This is a genomic window from Chitinophaga sp. HK235 (genome assembly GCF_018255755.1).
Lineage (GTDB): Bacteria > Bacteroidota > Bacteroidia > Chitinophagales > Chitinophagaceae > Chitinophaga.
The window spans coordinates 7349891-7367432 of the sequence record NZ_CP073766.1 but is presented as its reverse complement, the minus strand read 5'-3'; the positions used below and the strand labels follow the sequence as shown (position 1 = coordinate 7367432).

Below are 17542 nucleotides of genomic sequence, written 5' to 3'. Positions count from 1 at the left end.
TATTTTATCTGTTAAATATCCCACTGCACTTATTTGCACTATTTTTACAGCATATCCTCATCAACGATGAAAACACTTATCACACAACCCGCACAATGCGATTATAAGGGCAAAACAAAAGCCCTGCATGATGCTATGGACATCCTGCAGGGCAAATGGAACGTACTGATTATTGCCACATTATGTTGCCTCGGTCCCAAACGCTTTACAGAGCTACAACGCCACCTGCAGGGCATCGGTGCTAAAATGCTGACCCGTCAGCTACAGGTCCTGGAAATGAATATGCTGGTGAAACGGACCGTATGCCACACCAAGCCTATCACCGTCCAATACGAGATAACGCCCTATGGTAAATCACTGGAAACGATTGTCTTGTCCATCATGGACTGGGGCCAGCAACATCGCCGGCATATCATGAAAACTACTCCCGCCTTAAGCTCCTGACAGGATTCATCAGGGCTGTCCTGACAGCCTGGTAACTGATCGTCACCAGCGCAATCAGCACGGCAGCCCCTCCTGCCAGCAGGAATACCCACCAGTGGATAGCGGTACGGTAAGCATAACCGTCCAGCCACCCCGACATGATCCACCAGGCCAACGGAAATGCAATGACTACCGACACCAATACCAGCAGCAGAAACTCCGCAGATAACAACCGGGCTATACCCGTCACACTGGCCCCCAGCACCTTACGGATACCAATCTCCCTGGTCCGGCGTTCTGCAGTATAAGCGGCCAGCCCAAACAAACCCAGACAGGAAATCACAATAGCCAGTCCGGCAAACAAACGGGACAACCTGCTGATCAGCATCTCACTGCTGAACATCCCATTAAACTGTTCGTCTACAAACCGGAAAGCAAAAGGATAGTCAGGATTGTCCTTCGCCATTACCGCCTCTATTTTTGCAATGGCTTGCTCCGGATGAGCCTTCGCAGCAATACGTATATACATCACCGCAGCATCCTGCTGACCTTTGAAAAACACTACGGGGTCAGGCTTTCCATACATATCGCCATAAACGAAGTCTTTTACAATACCCACAATACGATAAGGAACGTATCGCCTGCTTTTATTCTCCGGCACCAGAAAATTACCACCGATACGACCTTCCTTACCCATCAGCTTCGCCAGTGAGGCAGTGATGATCACACTAAAGCTATCTACTGATTTCCCCAACTGAAAATCACGGCCACTCTGCAGCTGCATTCCTGAAGTCGCAAAAAATTCCGGCGTCACACCTCTGACCGAAATCAGGTTGCTGCTTTTATCCGGCAATCCTTCCCATCTGAAATCATCTGTATTGTTTCCTCCATAAATGGTGGCATGATCAGAAAGTGCTGCATTCTCTACCACACCAGTATTGATGAGGTCTTGTTTGATAGCATCAAAATCCCTGTTCATATTACCGGTAACCTTCATCTCCAGCAGATTGTCCTTGTTATAACCCAGCTTACGGTTCTTAACATACTGCATCTGCTGATAAATAATGATAGTGGAAATGATCAACACGGTGGAAATCGTGAATTGTAATACCACCAGTCCTTTTCTGATAAATGCAGCATTACCGGAAGGCAGCTTGAACCCTTTCAGCACAGTCACCGGATTAAAGGAAGAAAGATAAAGGGAGGGATAACTGCCTGCAACCAGGCCAGTAATAACCACTATCAGCAGTAAAGCGGCCCAGTGCGTTGTGTTGCCCAATCCGGGCGAAATATTTTTACCCACCACCGCATTAAACACAGGCAACAACGTTATAATTAATAATACAGCCAGCAGTGTCGCTATCAAAGCAATTAGCATGGCCTCACTGATAAACTGCACCACCAGCTTACCTTTACCGGCCCCCAGCACCTTTCGTACACCAACTTCCTTCGACCGTTTTTCACTGCGCGCAGTGGCCAGGTTCATAAAATTGATACAGGCAATAAGAATGATGATTCCACCGATCAACGCAAACAAACGCACATAACCAATACGGCCACCTACCTGCTTCCCGTCTTCAAACTCTCCCCGCAGATGCCAGTCGTTCATCGAAAATAAAACCGGCGTAGTAACCCCCTGAGGATTACGTGCTTTGGTAAAACCCGCCAGCTGGCGGTTGACTGCTGTTACGTCTGCTCCCGGCAGTAGCTCCACAAAGCTATTGATGGAATTGGCTCCCCATGATTCCAGCCATCTGTTCTGATTAAAATATACCTGAAAAGGCGCCACCCAATCAAACTGCAGGGTGGAATTCTGTGGAATATCCTTTACAACACCCGTCACCATATATTCCTGCTTGTTATCCATTCTCAGGATCTTACCGGTAACATTGGTAGTCGTGCCGAAAAATTTTCGTGCAGCCTTCTCCGTTACCACCAGCGAATTAAGCTGTGTAAAGGCCGTTCGGGCATTCCCCTCGATAAAGGGAAAGGTGAACATGCTGAACAAGGTGCTGTCAGCATAAATTCCTGCAGCATAGTAAGAGGTCTGACCATTGTTGAACATCGCTGTTTGTGTCCCCTCCGTAGTACGGCAGGTATGGGCAATACCCGGTAAATTGGCCTGCATAGTGGGTCCCAGCAATCCCGGCGTAGACCAGAACGTGCGCTTATATCCATCGTACTGCCAGTGCTGTATAACGACGTATAGGCGGTCCTTCTTATCATGCACATGATCAAACTGCACTTCATCTTCCACCCATAAAAAAATAATGCCTGCACAGGCAATACCCGTCATCAACCCGAAAATATTCAGGAAGCTGTAAACTTTATGCTTCCATAAACTGCGGACAGCTGTCCGGAAATAATTAGTGATCATGGTTTGAATATACCCAATCAAATGCCAGGGAATAGCATATTAATATTCAACAATATACATATTTACCTTTGTAAAAATTGTCCGATTTCGGCACAACTGCTGTCCAATTGTGAATAGTTTTATTATGACCTTAACGGCTATACGATTTTTTAAAATTCTCCCAATTCACAAACCCTTAACGCCCCTTCGTATTATTTTTAAAATAAAACAATGATCCATTTAATCCCTCTCTGCTGTATAGCATTCACAAGCCATGTACAACCGCCATCCGACAGCCTGCCCAAATACCCGGCAGCAGCTGTCATTTCCATGATCAACGATCTGGCCAAAGAACTGGAGAAAAGTCATCCTGGTTATGACCGGTATCATTCCGGCAGTAGTTCCCATCAGTACCTGGACTCGTTGAAATCCACCATCACAGCTGACTCACTCACCGAACCGGAGATATATCGTAAACTAAAACCATTTATTGCCAGGATTGGTTGTCTGCATACCGATTTGAGTTTGTCAGCCTCTTATATATCACACCTGGACCAGCAGCCCAACCTGTTGCCATTACAACTGATGTTTGAAAACAACCAGGCCATCGTTACAGCCAATTATTCCGCTCAGCCTGAGCCGGCACCCGGCACGGTATTGACGGCGATCAACGGCAACAGCATTCCGGCAATGCTGGATAAGATTCTTCCTGCCATCCCATCAGATGGTTATAATCTCACCATGAAATACAAAGCCCTGTATCATCAATTTCCGCTATGGTACAGAAACATGATCAACCCTGATACAACCTTTACACTCATCACCGCTGATAATAAAACAATAACGTTGAAGGGCACACGATTTGCGGATATCGTCCGCAGTGGATTTCTCAAAGAACCCACTTACGCCAGAACACTGGATTTCCGGATCAATGGCAACACAGCCATACTCACCATCCATTCCTTTGCTGCATCCGACATTAAAAAATCAGGACAACACTTCAGCAAGTTTATCGACAGTGCCTTTCTGCAACTCCGGCAACAGGGTATCCACCAGCTGATTGTAGACCTCCGCGGCAACACCGGCGGCACTGATGGCAACGCTGTTTACTTTACACGCCACTTTTTTGATACTCCATTCCGGTATTGGGACCGCATCATCGTAACACCCGCCATTGCCAGACAGATAAAAGGAATAGCCCGGCTCTTCTACCGCAAACCAGTGTTGGTAAACGGAGAATATCAGTGGCAGCGATCAAAGATCACCAGGGAATTTAACTATTATGCAATACAACAACCTGCAGCGAATGCCTATACTGGTAAGACTTTTGTGCTAACGGACGGCTTTTGTATGTCGTCTTGTGCAGATGTAACCGCTGTTTTATCAGCTCATCGCAAAGCAGTTTTTATCGGAGAAGAAACCGGCGGTGGCTATCAGGGTAACAACAGTGGCATGATGCCGGCTGTAAAACTACGGCCTACCCGAATGATGCTTACTGTCCCCTTACAACGGTATGTTACAGCGGTAGACAGTACTATAAATAAGGGCCACGGCACTATGCCGGACTATGTGGTACCATTAACGGCAAAAGCTGCTATAGAAGGAAAAGACCAGCCTATGGAGCTTGCGCTCAGGCTGGCCTGTACTCAGTAATTTTTATTGGGCAAGATAGGTAGGATCATCACGCAGGTCCATGCGCATTTCGATCAGATGTTTTTCAAAGCCGGCCTTTTCATAGGCTCTTACAGCGCCCTCGTTGTCGCTGTATACGCCCAGGCGCAGCTCCAGCACATCCTGCAGATAGGCCCATTCTTTCAGGAAAGCAAGGATCTTACCGTTGATGCCTTTGCCCCGATAGGATGGGTCTACATACATAAAACCCAGATAGGCCTGCTTAGCATGTTTCAGATAAGGTCTGGAGGCCGGCTCTATACGGGCATAACCGGAACCTACGATTTTATCGCCGGCCACTGCCACAGCCACTTCTACATGCTCTGCTTCAATCATCTTAGCAATATCGTAATAATGAATTTCTCCATCCCGCAAAGTAGGATCAAAAGGGCGTTCCTCAGTGATAATCCCCTGTTCGAATGTAAGCAATAACGGCAGGTCTTCCTTTACAGCCTTCCTGACAATGATTTCCATGATACAGATAGTTTTAACAGAATAACATTCACATATTTACCTGTTGGTAAATGTCGGATTTTATCCTTGAAACCTACCGATCCTGTTAAATTATTCTGATCGTAAACTATCAACCGGATTAGCCAGCGCAGCCCTGATACTCTGGAAGCTTACCGTCAGGAATGCAATCACCAGCACCAGCGCTAACGGCAGCGCAAACAACCACCAGTACAACGTCGTACGGAAAGCATAGCCTTTCAGCCATTGTGTTATACTGAACCACGCCAGTGGGGTGGCCACAAAAAAAGCAATCACGATCAGCACTGCAAACTCACGGTACAACAGCCGTACAATCTCTGCTACAGAGGCTCCCAGTATCTTACGGATACTGATTTCCTTGGTGCGCTGTACAATAGTGAAGGACGCCAGCCCAAACAAGCCCAGACAGGCCACCAGGATAGCCAGGGCCGTAAATATACCGAACACTTTTCCAAAACGCTGGTCAGTTCTGTACTGCTCATCAAAATGCTGGTCCAGGAAAAAATAATCAAAGGGATTGGAAGGAAAAAAAGTATTCCAGCTCCGTTGCACAGCTGCTATCGTTGCATTGGCATTGTCAGGCGACATCCGGATGGAAACATACCCTTGTACATCCGGGATCAGCCGCAGAATCAGTGGCTCATAAGCCTCATGCAGTGATTGCTGATGAAAATCATCAACCACCCCTTCTATACGCATGTAGTTTCCCCAGAAAAAAATAACCTTCCCTACTGCTTCCTCCGGACGATCGAAGCCCAGTTGTTTTACAGCGGTTTTATTGAATATCACAGCACCATCATTTCCATCCATACCAAAGTCAGGCGAAAAGTTGCGACCAGCCAGCAGTTTCAGGCTATATGCCGGTACATAATCATAATCCACACCGATAATCCGGTATTGTTTTCCTTGTTTTTCATCGGCGCCTTTCAAACGGATGGCGCCGGCATTCCAGCTGCATGGTTCTCCCGGTACCACCGTGGAAACAGTCACGCTACGAACAGCCGTCTCCTGCAACAATTGTTTTTTGAAGGCTTCCTGCTTACGCAAGAAAGTAGAATCACGGGAGACGATCGGAGGATTCAGCACCAGTGTTTGATCAATACTGATACCCAGTTGCTGGCTACGCATAAACTGTATCTGACGGAAAACAGCCAGCACTCCTACCAACAGAAACAACGAAGCCGCAAACTGTACTACCACCAGCGATTTCCGTAAGGTACTTCCCTGGCGGGAAGAAATCACCTTTCCCTTCAGCACCGCTACCGGTTTAAAGCCAGACAATACAAAAGCCGGGTACAGCCCGGAAAGAAAAGAACCGGTTAGAAACAGGATAGCCAATACGCTCCAGAATAAGCTATCACGTAACAGGGAAAAAGAGAGATGTTGCCCGGTAAGACTATTAAATAGCGGGATGGCAAAAACGACCAGAAACAATGCCAGCAAAACGGCCATCGCATTCAGCAGCAGCGATTCTACCATAAACTGCGCTATCAGCTGGCTTCTTTGGGAACCTACTGCTTTGCGTACCCCCACTTCCACAGCGCGGTTGATAGCCCTGGCTGTAGCCAGGTTGATATAGTTGATCCAGGCAATCGCCACAATAAACAATGCAATGCCCATCAACAGATATACCGTACTGCCGTTGCCGTTAGTCTCCGCTTCCATCATCTGATGGGAATACAGATGAATATCCTTCAATGATTTCAGCGTATACACAGCTTTGGATCCATCCTGCACATCCTTCGAAGCAGCCGCCACCAGAGCCGGGAACTTCGCTTCCAGTTGTTGTGCGTTGGTACCGGGGCGGAGCAGCAGGTAGGTAAGACAGCCGTCCCATTGCCAGGCGTCTTCCGGATTATTGGGTTTCACGATATCCACAAAAGTAGCGAAGGAATACAGTGCTGCTGCTTTCAGATGAGTGTTGGCAGGCATATCCTTATATACACCGGTCACTTTGAACGCTCTTACCTGATTCATGGTCAGTGTTTTGCCTACAGGGTCCTCGTTGCCAAACAGTTTATGCGCCAGGGTTTCAGACAAGACCACCGTATTGGGCTCCACCAGTGCAGTTCGTGCATCTCCCTGGATAAGTGGTGTGGAAAACACCTCAAAATAGGCGCTGCTGGCGTAATAATGTTCTGTCACCTTCACACTTTTACCGGCAGTCTCCAGCAACGAAGGGTCTCTTTTAGTCAGTTTCACATAAGCTTCCACTTCTTCAAAAGCCTCTTTAAATTTATTGCCTGCGGCAAAAGCGCCGGCAGCCCATTGTGTACTGAGTTTGCCATCGTTATAACGGTCTTGCTGTACCCTGTAGATACGGTCTGCTTTGGTCTGGGTATTTTCATAGCTCAGCTCAAATGCTACATACTGGAATATGAGCAGAGATGCGGCAATGCCGATAGCCAGCCCCATAATATTGATAGCAGAAAAAACCTGGTTGCGGGTAATATTCCGCCAGGCGATCTTAAAATAGTTTTTTAGCATAACAGGGGATCATTTAACAATCTTAATCATTGTGCCAGACTGCTGCAATAAATTTGCCACAGCCGGCAATCTATACTGGTAAGGCTCTTCCGGATCCGTATGGATACAGCTGTTTCAAAACCGCACACCGGTTGTCCGTTTTTGAACAGTGCAAACACTTCCTTTTTCTTACATTTACAGCAACATCTTATCGTGAATGTACCAGCAATTCAAACCACATCCTTTACTCAGTGAATACATTGATGCCTACTGGACCGTGACCAATACATCCGGTGTGGCGGCTCACAGCCGTATACTACCCGACGGTTGTGTAGATATCATCTGTAACCTGGGAGCGGCCGTTACCAACAACGCTGAGGAAGGGCCACGTATGCTGGCATCAGAAAAAGCTTATCTGATCGGTACTATGACCCGCTATACCGATTCCTGTCCGCCGGCAGAAGCCAGGATGATCGGTATCCGGTTCAAGCCGGCAGCGTTTGCATCTTTCTTTCGTTTTCCATTACAGGAACTGGCAGACAACTGTATTGAATTCGGTCAGGAACTGGTGGAGTTATTGCTGCGCGCCGGTCAGGATTTTGTGCCTGTGCTGGATAAATATTTCCTGCTGCACAATACCCGGGCATCCAGGGAGATGCTGCCTGTGATCAACAATATACAACAGCATAAGGGCATTATCAGAATAGGTGATCTGGCCCGTACCCACTACCAGACACCAAGGCAGCTGGAACGTAATTTTCTGAAACATACGGGTATCAGCCCAAAAGCTTTTGCCAACATCGTCCGCTATCAGGCTGTACATCAGTATATCCGGAACAGCAAGCCTGGCACCAGCCTGCTGCAGATTGCCTTTGAGCACGGATATTATGATCATGCCCATCTCACCAACGACATCCGCAAATATACCGGGCGTGTACCTTCGGCTTTATAAATGTCGTTTTTTTCCAAACACCGTCATCCTTAGCCCCCTTATCTTTGAAGCCTAAAAATGATGACCATGCTCGACCAGAGACTCACTTACCTTACCCTTGGTGTAAACGACCTTCCGAAGATGAAAGAATTTTATGAGACTAAATTTGGCTGGATACCGATGGCAGCAGAGGAGTCCATTGTCTTTTTCCGGTTGAACGGCTTCATACTGAGCCTCTATCCGCACGACGCCCTGGCAGCCGATGCGCAGGTGAATGGTAATGCTCCTGCCTATAAAGGATTTACGCTGGCTTACAATCTGGGCTCCGAGCAGGAAGTGAACGACCTGATGGAGAAGCTCGCTGCTGCCGGTGTGAAAGTGGTAAAACCGGCCGAAAAGGTTTTCTGGGGCGGTTACAGCGGTTATATCGCCGATGTGGAAAACAACCTCTGGGAAATTGCCTACAATCCTTTTCTGGCGTTGGATGCACAGGGTAATGTGGCAGCTGAACAATCCTGATAAAAAAAATTTCAAAATAACTTCCGGTGTTTAGAAGTGGTTAACAATTGCCATACTGAATAGACTTATTCTTGTAGCATGTAATTGTTGACAAAACCGGAAGATATGCCACGGCAACCTTATCTCATCAAAGAGGGCGGCTCATGGATGTTCTATCAGCCCGAAATCACGGTCTCATATTATCAGGAGCTGCTGCATGCCATGGACATCATGCATACACAGCTGCTGAAAGCGGAAAGGATTTTCCGGAAGATTATTCTTGCCTGTGGTAACTGTAACATAGACGCCATGCTGTCGCTCGCGGTGGTCCTGAATCGTACGGGCCGCCAGATTGAAGGAAATGCGCTGGTCCATAAAGCGCACCTCGTTTGTATGGAAGCCCTGCCTCCTTACTTTAATCCGGATCAGGATGATATTTACTGGTGCATCCTGGAAAACAGGCCTCTGCTCAGGTCATTTCATGCGGTGATTACCGAGTACATCAAGGAGAAACAATATGAGCGGGCACTGGATAAAATCAACTACCTGCTGAAGATCAACAAAAACGATGACACCGGCGTCGCCGCCCTTCTGCCCGTTTGTTGTATGTATCTGGGCAGGTATGCCGAATATCTCGAATGGTATCAACAGCTGTCTCCTCTTCAGCGCACGCTGGAAACTACTTTTTTCTCTTTCCTCGCACTTTACAAACTGGATCTTCCGGAACAGGCCAAAGCCCGGTTCCTCGAAGCCAGGAAGGCCTATCCCAATATGGCGGCAGAATTACTGAAGTCGAACCACCAGTTTCCGGCAGACGAGTTTAAAATCCACAACACCCGGATTCCTGCCGGCAGCCGCCAGGAAGCTTTTGTATGCTGGCTGGCATCCAGAGAGCTATGGCAACGGGAAAAAGAGTTGAAGAAATTTTTGCAGGCTATCCCAAAAGAAACGGTGGATTTGCCGTAGCGCGACACAGGTTCACCTCAACAAAGGCAGCTGTAACGATACCGCAGTGCGCCTCTTCAGCACTCCCATTTTCTAAAAACCGACCATTGTCAACGGTATTACACGCTGTCTCCTGCTTCCACTGACTGTAACGCCACAGCACCAACGTTCTCAACGGCGGTGTGATAACCGTTGCTGGATATGCAATGTACCACCCCTGAAATAATAATCCACAGGAGTGCTGTACTTCACCACGTTCATAAATGCATCGAGTGACTGGCAAGGGTCCATACTACCGGTAAAACACTGCTTTGACATGGCAGGATCATCAAATACCACCTTGATTTCAAAACGTTTATCGATCATACCGCCGATATCACGCAGGGAGGCTTCATGAAAGGTATAAATACCATTTTTACGTTCTACACCCGGCATAGGCGTTACCAGCTTATTGGATGCAATCATTGTTTCGCGCCGGTCATTGGCCGCCAGCTGACGGATAAGATTGTTTTCATGCCGGTACTGCCACCATACACTGAGGCCCAACCCCAGCAGAATGATCGTTACACATACCGCAGACACCCTGTAGTTGTACGATTTAGCATGATCATCCCGCAATAACTCATCTTCTACCATCAACCATCCTGCTCCTGCATCAGTAACATCTTTTTGCGGGTCCAGCTTACCTTCCCGCATCAAACGCCGGTACTCCTCCGCTACCCGCTTTGCATTGGGAACCTGGTCCATCAGGTCAAACAATTCTTTAGTTTCTTTGTTGCTCAAGTTTTCAATGTTTTAATGACATAAACATCCCGCTACAGCAGTACCCGTAGTGATTCTTCAAAAAAGTGTAGGAAACAGTCTAAAGCATTAGCTTCGAAGCATTTGGGCTTTCCGCCGGATAGTCTGAATGTTGTTACTCCATTATCGTTGTGATCAAAACGACCCATTAATACATAATCCGTATAGTCTAGCCCTAAAGTCCAATTCGCGTGATTACATCATCGTTTTGCTATAGTATAAACGATAAATATTACCATTCGGATTTAAAACGATGATGAAACTGTGATGAATTAGGATCAGAATTAGGATCAGAATTATGATCGGAATGATAACTGAATGATTATGTTTAGAGATCGGATATACAGAATGATATAAGATGAGTAATGGTACTATTTCACGTCAATGATAATTTTATACGTTATCCCTAAAAATGTTCTAACATCTTTTTTTGACATATTTAATTAGACATATATAACTAACAGCCAATAAAATAAACCTCATTTAAAATCACGATGAACCCATTTCTCCATCAACATCCATCACACTCATCATCATTCATCACCGCCATCATAGTTCAGGATTGCTTTAGAATTAATCCCTACTTTTGCCCCATGATAAATATCCATCTGCATCACGAAGGGCCTGCCGGAGCATCAATGCCCCATCATACCCATCATGATTCATCATACCCATCACAGTTTTGGGCTGTGGGAGCATCAACCATGCCATCATACACATCATCATTCATCATACCCATCACAGTTCCATGAAAGTGCTGATCATTGAAGATGAACCTTCCCTGCGCAACAGCATCCGCGAATACCTGGAGCACCAGGGCTTTATTTGTGAGGTGGCGGCCGATTTCAGAGAGGCCATGGACAAGGTAACAGATTATGAATATGACTGTATTGTGGCCGATATCGGACTGCCACTGGGAAGCGGACTGGACATCATACGAGAACTCAAAGTACTGAAGTCCAAAGCCGGTATCATTATCATCTCGGCCAAAGACTCCCTGGAAGATAAACTGGGCGGACTGGAACTCGGTGCAGACGACTATCTCACCAAACCATTCCACCTGTCGGAACTCAATGCCCGTATCAATGCCCTCCTCCGACGCAAAAACTTCGACGGCAATACCAGCATCACCTTCTTCGAAATCACCATCATCCCTTCTTCCAAAACAGTATTGGTACATGATAAATCCATCACCCTGACCGGCAAGGAATATCAACTACTGCTTTATTTCATTGCCAATCAGCACCGGGTGGTCACCAAATCGGCCCTCGCCGGACACCTCTGGGGCGATGCCTACGACCAGGCCGGCTCCTACGATTTTATCTACACCCATATCAAAAACCTCCGCAAAAAAATGCTCGAAGCCGGCGGAGAAGATTATATCAAAACCGTTTACGGTACTGGCTATCGTTTCGGATAAACAGAATGCGCCGCATGAAACTGCTCACCAAAACCACCTTATATTTCCTGCTCTTCATGCTCCCGGTATTCACCGCCGGCGCCTTCTACCTATTTCATAAATTCAATAAGGAAATCAAACACGAAACGGATGAAGAACTGGTCAACGACCAGCTGGAATGGCTCCGTTACCTCGACACCGCCCATGTCGATAACCCCATTTTCCGATTCAACACCCAGGAATTTCAACTCATCCCCACCGATAAACCCGTACAGAAAAAATATAAACTCAAAGGCGTTCATCTTTATCAGGAAACGGAAGATACACAAGCTCCCTTCCGTGAACTATCACAGGTCATCAGCATCCACGGACAAAATTACCAGATGGTATTGCGTAAATCCATGATCGAAAAAGACGACCTGTTGAAAAATATCATCCATGTGATGTTAATCGCTTTCGCCGGACTGCTCTGTTTTGTTGTCGTTTCCAACTGGCTCATCAGCCGTAACGTATGGCGTCCTTTTTATCGCTCACTCGATAAAATACGGCAGCTGCAACTCAACAAAATAGAGACCCTCGACTTCCCCCAAACCCCTACACATGAATTTAACCAGCTCAATGAAGCACTCACCCAGATGACAGCCCGTATCCATCAGGACTATATCAACATGAAAGAACTGACGGAAGATGCTGCCCATGAAATGCAAACACCGCTGGCTATCACACAAAGCAAACTCGAACTCCTGCTCCAGGATGAAAATCTCTCAGAAGAACAGCTGAAAAACATTGGTCAAACCAGTGAAGAACTGCAACGACTCTCCCGTCTCAATCACAACCTGCTGTTGCTGGCAAAAATTGAAAATCAGCAGTATCCTTTTACAGAACGTCCCGACCTGCATCAGGTCATCGCCAAATACCTGTCGCTCTTCGAAGAACTGATCCGCGAAAAAGAACTGACCATCGAAACATCCCTCGTACCCACTGCGCCCTGGCCGCTGCATCCCGCGCTGGCCGATATTATGATCAGCAACCTCCTCGGCAACGCCATCAAATACAACTACACCGAAGGCCGTATTCAGATCACACTGACAACAAACACCTTTACCATTTCCAATACCAGCAACCTCCCCGAAATACCTCCTGCCAATGTATTTCAGCGCTTTAAAAAAAGCGACCAGGGATATTCCAACTCCAACGGCCTGGGCCTCGCTATCGTAAAAAAAATCGGTGAGTCCTATCACATCCGCATCTCCTATCAGTACCGCAACGGCCTGCACACTTTTACCGCCAGCTGTTGATACAGATTTGCACCAGATTGTATTCTTTTCTTTGCATGGAAACTGAATAACTCACCAAAGTAATACCTCCATGCGTCCGCTTATTACAACAGGAGTCCTCTGTATCAGCATACTCACTGCCACCGCACAGCAGCGTGTAACCGCTCCCGTTAAAGACACCCTTAGCAGGGATACCACCCAACACCCTGAAATCAGCAAAGTTGCTGACCTGAATGAAGTCATCATCTCTTCTACCCGCAACAACAGCCGTATTGCAGACCTGCCCATGAAAGTGGAAATTCTGGGCAAGGAAGAAATGATCGAAGAAAGCGGTATCAAACCAGGCAACGTAACCAGCATCCTCGGTGACCTCTCTGTGATACATATCCAGAACACCTCTGCTGTCAGCGGCAACAACGCTATCCGTATGCAGGGGCTCGACGGTAAATATACCCAGCTGCTCCGTGACGGACTACCCGTCTATGAAGGCCTCAGCGGCAACTTCGGCGTACTCGCCATCCCCCCGCTGGACCTCAAACAGATAGAGATCATCAAAGGCTCCGTTTCTACCCTCTACGGTGGAGGCGCTATCGCCGGCATGATCAACTTCATCGCCAAAACGCCCGGTTCCAAACCCGAACTCACCATCCTGGCTAATCGCAGCACGCTCAAGGAGAATAACGTGAACGTCTGGTACTCCCAGCGATATGGTAAAACAGGCCTCACCCTCTTCGCCGGCGTCACCTCCCAAAATCCGGTAGACGTTAACGATGACGGCTTCAGCGATGTGCCACGCGTGCGCCAATACCTCCTCCACCCACGCTTCTTCTGGTATCCCAACGCCAACACCACCCTGGTAGCTGGCTACACCGGCACCATCGAAAAACGCGAAGGTGGCGACATGCAGGTACTCGATCATCATGCGGATAACGTGCACAGCTATACGGAAATCAATAACAGCGAACGGAATAGCGCAGACATCCAGTTTACCCGTAAAAACCTGGGTGGTGGCACCCTCACCGTAAAAGGTGTGGCCAGCTTCTTCCACCTCGAAAATATCGCCGGTAATTTCCCGCTGAAAGGCCGCCAAACCAGCACCTACCTGGAAGCCGCCTACAATAAAAAAAGCGGCCGCCACGACTGGGTGATAGGCCTCAACAATACCGGTGAGATCTATCGCCGTGCTACCGGCGACAGCACCCAGCTGGGCAACTACACCTACAACACCATGGGCGCCTTCGCTCAGGACGGATTCCATATCACCGATAAATTCATGGCGGAAGCAGGCATCCGCGCCGATTATCACAACGTATTCGGATGGTATGTACTGCCCAGGCTCGCATTGGTGTACAAACCAATAGAAGATCTCAGCCTCCGCCTCAGCGGTGGTACCGGCTATAAATCACCAGCCATCTTCTCCGCACAAACACAAACCATCGGCTACCGCAACCTGCTGCCACTCGCCGCCGGACTCAAATCTGAAAAAAGCCAGGGCCTCAACTTCGACGCCAACTATCACACCACCCTCGGCAAAGTAGATGTCACCCTCAATCAGGCGCTGTACTATACACATATTACAGACCCGATCTTACCAGTCACCAGTGCCTCCAGCGAAAAAGTAATGCTGCAAAACCAACCTTTCGCTGTCAACAGCCTCGGTACAGACACGTATGTACGCTTCGAATTAGACCATCTCGAGCTTTATCTCGGCTACAATCATACCGTGTCTAAATACACCGATCCGGCTTCTACGAGAGTAGCGTTTGCACCTCAGGATAAATTTGCCGCCACCCTCGCTTATGAAATTGAAGAGAAATGGCGCTTCGGCATTGAAAACAGCTGGATAGGCAATCAATACCTGGAAACCAATCAGAAAGCGCCCAACTACTGGTTCTGGGCCGCTATGGTCTCCAGAAAACTGGGAGAACATGTAACACTGGTGGCGAATTGTGAAAACGTATTTGACGCCCGTCAGGGTAAACACATGCCACTGTTTACCGGCCCTGTCAATAATCCGCAGTTTGCTCAGTTGTGGGGTCCTATCGATGGCCGCACCATCAACCTGTCAGTGAAATTCAACCTGTAATATTTCTGCACTTTCTTATTTGGAACGGCGTACCTTTGCGGCCACATTCATACATTTAAAACAGCATGAAATCTGCCAAAAATCGGTACGCCGTTCTATTCGGTTTTGCCGCCCTGTTCCTGGTACTTTCGTTCTTAGTACGTACCACCTTGTTAATCTGGGCCTACCCACAGGCAGGCCTTTCTTTTACCGCCATACTTTCTGTATATGTCAAAGGTTTTATCTATGATGCCGGTGTAGCACTTTTTTTCACCATCGCTTATGCCTTCTATCTGTTGCTGTTGCCGCAAAGGCTCAACAACACGGTGTTTAACCGGGTCTTTACCTATACCGGTTTTTTCCTGGCACTGATGATCACCATCTTTTCCTTTTTTGCTGAATTTACTTTCTGGGGAGAATATGCCGGTCGCTTCGACTTCATCGCGGTAGACTATCTGATCTACACCTATGAAGTGATCAGTAATATTAACCAGTCGTATCCGCTGCCGTTACTGATTGGTGGCGTACTGGGAGCAACAGCACTGCTTACCTGGCTTTGCAGCCGTCGCGGTATTTTCCGCAACAGCTTCCGGTCAAATACCGGCTTCGGAAAAAGAGCGCTCATCTTCCTCTCTCTGCTAGGGCTCACTATCGCCCACATCTTCCTGGTCAACAACAACTGGGCAGATAAAAGCAAAAACCGTTATGCTCAGGAACTGTCCAAAGCAGGCGTCTATTCCTTTATATCTGCCTATCTGAACAATGAACTGGCCTACGATAAATATTATCTGCTGGAAGATGAAAGTACTGCCTTCTCACAGGTCCGCGACCAACTGCTTTCTCCCGATGCGCAGTACCTGGAAAACGGGCAGAGTATCTATCGTAACATTACTGACACCATACCACCGGTGAAGCCCAACGTGATCATGGTCACCATCGAAAGCTTCAGCGCCGATTTTATGGCCCGTTTCGGTAACAAGGAAAATATTACGCCTGTACTGGACAGCATCGCTAAAGAGGGGATATTGTTTACCAATATGTACGCTACCGGCACCCGCACGGTGCGAGGCATGGAAGCCTTATCCCTCGCGGTTCCGCCTACACCAGGACAAAGCATCGTTCGCCGTAAAAACAACGAAAACCTTTTCTCTGCTGCCAGTATCTTCCGCAAAAACGGATACGAAGCCACCTTCTTCTACGGCGGAGATGGGTACTTCGATAACATGAATAAATTCTTCGGCAACAACGGTTATGATATCACCGACAGGCTGCGCCACCGGCTGGTAGACGACAAAATAGCGTCCAAACGAACCAACATACCCGACAGCGCTGTACAGTTTGAAAACGCCTGGGGTGTATGTGATGAAGATATCTACAAAGCCGCCATCAAAAGTGCTGACGAAAAATATGCAGCCGGCAAACCTTTCTATGATTTCATCATGACCACCTCCAATCACCGTCCGTATACCTATCCAGGTGGTAAAATCGATATCCCTTCCGGTACCAGCCGCGAAGGTGCCGTGAAATATACCGACTACGCCATCGGCCAGTTCCTGCAGGCTATCCGCAACAAGCCCTGGTATAAAAACACCGTGATCATTTTTGTGGCCGACCACTGCGCCAGCAGTGCAGGTAAAAATGAAATAGAAATCAGCAAATACCACATACCCTGTATCCTATACAATGTGCCGAATACCGCACCACAGGAAATACCCGTTATGTGCTCCCAGATAGACCTCTATCCTACCCTGCTGAAAATGCTGCACTGGTCTTATCATTCCAATTTCTATGGTAAAAATGTGCTTGACAGCACTTATCAGCCCCGCGCTATGCTCAGCACTTACCAGAAACTGGCTTACCTGGAATCAGGTAAAATGATCATCCTCAGCCCACAGCAAAAAGCCCAGTGCTTTTCCTGGAGTCAGGATAAAAATGAAGAACAGCCTGCCCCTATGGACAGCGCCCTGCTCAAACGCAGTGTTTCCACCTACCAAACCGCCTATTCCCTGTTTAAAAACAGTGGTATGCGGAAATAATTACATGTTTTCTGACTAATTTTTGTAAATTTATTGAAGGGGTTGCCTTGGCAGCCCCTTCCTCTTGTTCCATAACACTAGCCTGCTTTAATCAGTTTTTTCACACTACCAGACCGCATGACCCGGCTTGTCAGACCAGTATGCCTGATAAAGATGGTCCAAACAAATTAAACCTGATTGCA

13 protein-coding genes are annotated in these 17542 nt (G+C 47.6%); 9 read left to right on the top strand and 4 right to left on the bottom strand.

All coding sequences use genetic code 11. The annotated features are described in order from the left end of the window. Positions 1 to 66: 66 nt before the first annotated feature. Positions 67 to 444, top strand: a complete 378-nt coding sequence (locus KD145_RS28325; RefSeq protein WP_212003165.1) for a helix-turn-helix domain-containing protein — start codon at positions 67 to 69, stop codon at positions 442 to 444. Here the strand turns inward: KD145_RS28325 and KD145_RS28320 are convergent. Then, positions 422 to 2800 (bottom strand): ABC transporter permease, encoded by a 2379-nt coding sequence (locus tag KD145_RS28320; protein ID WP_212003164.1) that lies wholly within the window; start codon positions 2798 to 2800, stop codon positions 422 to 424. The two genes, KD145_RS28325 and KD145_RS28320, sit on opposite strands and share 23 nt — an antisense overlap. A 210-nt stretch (positions 2801 to 3010) precedes the next feature. Here KD145_RS28320 and KD145_RS28315 point away from each other — a divergent pair, with 210 nt between their 5' ends. Beyond that, positions 3011 to 4432, top strand: coding sequence for a S41 family peptidase (locus KD145_RS28315; protein WP_212003163.1), 1422 nt, complete (start codon positions 3011 to 3013; stop codon positions 4430 to 4432). A gap of 3 nt (positions 4433 to 4435) precedes the next feature. Here KD145_RS28315 and KD145_RS28310 read toward each other — a convergent pair whose 3' ends face one another. Continuing rightward, positions 4436 to 4924, bottom strand: coding sequence for a GNAT family N-acetyltransferase (locus tag KD145_RS28310; RefSeq protein ID WP_212003162.1), 489 nt, complete (start codon positions 4922 to 4924; stop codon positions 4436 to 4438). A 90-nt stretch (positions 4925 to 5014) separates the two neighbouring features. Beyond that, complete coding sequence (locus KD145_RS28305) at positions 5015 to 7429, bottom strand: ABC transporter permease (RefSeq protein ID WP_212003161.1); 2415 nt, start codon at positions 7427 to 7429, stop codon at positions 5015 to 5017. Between the two features lie 196 nt (positions 7430 to 7625). Between KD145_RS28305 and KD145_RS28300 the strand changes: the two genes are divergently transcribed. The 3 genes from KD145_RS28300 (at position 7626) to KD145_RS28290 (ending at position 9803) form a co-directional block, all read left to right on the top strand. After that, complete coding sequence (locus KD145_RS28300) at positions 7626 to 8360, top strand: helix-turn-helix transcriptional regulator (RefSeq protein ID WP_212003160.1); 735 nt, start codon at positions 7626 to 7628, stop codon at positions 8358 to 8360. A 66-nt stretch (positions 8361 to 8426) separates the two neighbouring features. Next, the gene (locus tag KD145_RS28295; protein ID WP_212003159.1) at positions 8427 to 8858 is read left to right on the top strand and encodes a VOC family protein; all 432 of its coding nucleotides are present in this window, start codon (positions 8427 to 8429) and stop codon (positions 8856 to 8858) included. Positions 8859 to 8963: 105 nt separating this feature from the next. Further along, complete coding sequence (locus tag KD145_RS28290) at positions 8964 to 9803, top strand: hypothetical protein (protein ID WP_212003158.1); 840 nt, start codon at positions 8964 to 8966, stop codon at positions 9801 to 9803. A gap of 150 nt (positions 9804 to 9953) precedes the next feature. Here the strand turns inward: KD145_RS28290 and KD145_RS28285 are convergent, their stop codons facing one another. After that, positions 9954 to 10565: a DUF4974 domain-containing protein gene (locus KD145_RS28285; protein WP_212003157.1), complete on the bottom strand. Its 612-nt coding sequence runs from the start codon at positions 10563 to 10565 to the stop codon at positions 9954 to 9956. Between the two features lie 766 nt (positions 10566 to 11331). Between KD145_RS28285 and KD145_RS28280 the strand changes: the two genes are divergently transcribed. The 4 genes from KD145_RS28280 to KD145_RS28265 all read left to right on the top strand — a co-directional run bounded on the left by KD145_RS28280 (position 11332) and on the right by KD145_RS28265 (position 17360). Next, the gene (locus tag KD145_RS28280; RefSeq protein WP_113614453.1) at positions 11332 to 12003 is read left to right on the top strand and encodes a response regulator transcription factor; all 672 of its coding nucleotides are present in this window, start codon (positions 11332 to 11334) and stop codon (positions 12001 to 12003) included. A gap of 14 nt (positions 12004 to 12017) precedes the next feature. Then, positions 12018 to 13280 carry a HAMP domain-containing sensor histidine kinase gene (locus tag KD145_RS28275; protein ID WP_212003156.1) on the top strand — a complete coding sequence of 421 codons (1263 nt, stop codon included), beginning with the start codon at positions 12018 to 12020 and terminating at the stop codon, positions 13278 to 13280. A 70-nt stretch (positions 13281 to 13350) separates the two neighbouring features. Further along, entirely contained in the window at positions 13351 to 15345 is a 1995-nt protein-coding gene (locus tag KD145_RS28270; protein WP_212003155.1) for a TonB-dependent siderophore receptor, read from the top strand. A gap of 65 nt (positions 15346 to 15410) precedes the next feature. Continuing rightward, entirely contained in the window at positions 15411 to 17360 is a 1950-nt protein-coding gene (locus KD145_RS28265) for an LTA synthase family protein (protein WP_212003154.1), read from the top strand. Positions 17361 to 17542 lie beyond the last annotated feature (182 nt).

What these genes read in the sequence shown, in the direction of transcription:
- KD145_RS28325 (WP_212003165.1), top strand. Translation starts at nt 67, where the DNA reads ATGAAAACACTTATCACACAACCCGCACAATGCGATTATAAGGGCAAA.
- KD145_RS28320 (WP_212003164.1), bottom strand. Translation starts at nt 2,800, where the DNA reads ATGATCACTAATTATTTCCGGACAGCTGTCCGCAGTTTATGGAAGCAT.
- KD145_RS28315 (WP_212003163.1), top strand. Translation starts at nt 3,011, where the DNA reads ATGATCCATTTAATCCCTCTCTGCTGTATAGCATTCACAAGCCATGTA.
- KD145_RS28310 (WP_212003162.1), bottom strand. Translation starts at nt 4,924, where the DNA reads ATGGAAATCATTGTCAGGAAGGCTGTAAAGGAAGACCTGCCGTTATTG.
- KD145_RS28305 (WP_212003161.1), bottom strand. Translation starts at nt 7,429, where the DNA reads ATGCTAAAAAACTATTTTAAGATCGCCTGGCGGAATATTACCCGCAAC.
- KD145_RS28300 (WP_212003160.1), top strand. Translation starts at nt 7,626, where the DNA reads ATGTACCAGCAATTCAAACCACATCCTTTACTCAGTGAATACATTGAT.
- KD145_RS28295 (WP_212003159.1), top strand. Translation starts at nt 8,427, where the DNA reads ATGCTCGACCAGAGACTCACTTACCTTACCCTTGGTGTAAACGACCTT.
- KD145_RS28290 (WP_212003158.1), top strand. Translation starts at nt 8,964, where the DNA reads ATGCCACGGCAACCTTATCTCATCAAAGAGGGCGGCTCATGGATGTTC.
- KD145_RS28280 (WP_113614453.1), top strand. Translation starts at nt 11,332, where the DNA reads ATGAAAGTGCTGATCATTGAAGATGAACCTTCCCTGCGCAACAGCATC.
- KD145_RS28275 (WP_212003156.1), top strand. Translation starts at nt 12,018, where the DNA reads ATGAAACTGCTCACCAAAACCACCTTATATTTCCTGCTCTTCATGCTC.
- KD145_RS28270 (WP_212003155.1), top strand. Translation starts at nt 13,351, where the DNA reads ATGCGTCCGCTTATTACAACAGGAGTCCTCTGTATCAGCATACTCACT.
- KD145_RS28265 (WP_212003154.1), top strand. Translation starts at nt 15,411, where the DNA reads ATGAAATCTGCCAAAAATCGGTACGCCGTTCTATTCGGTTTTGCCGCC.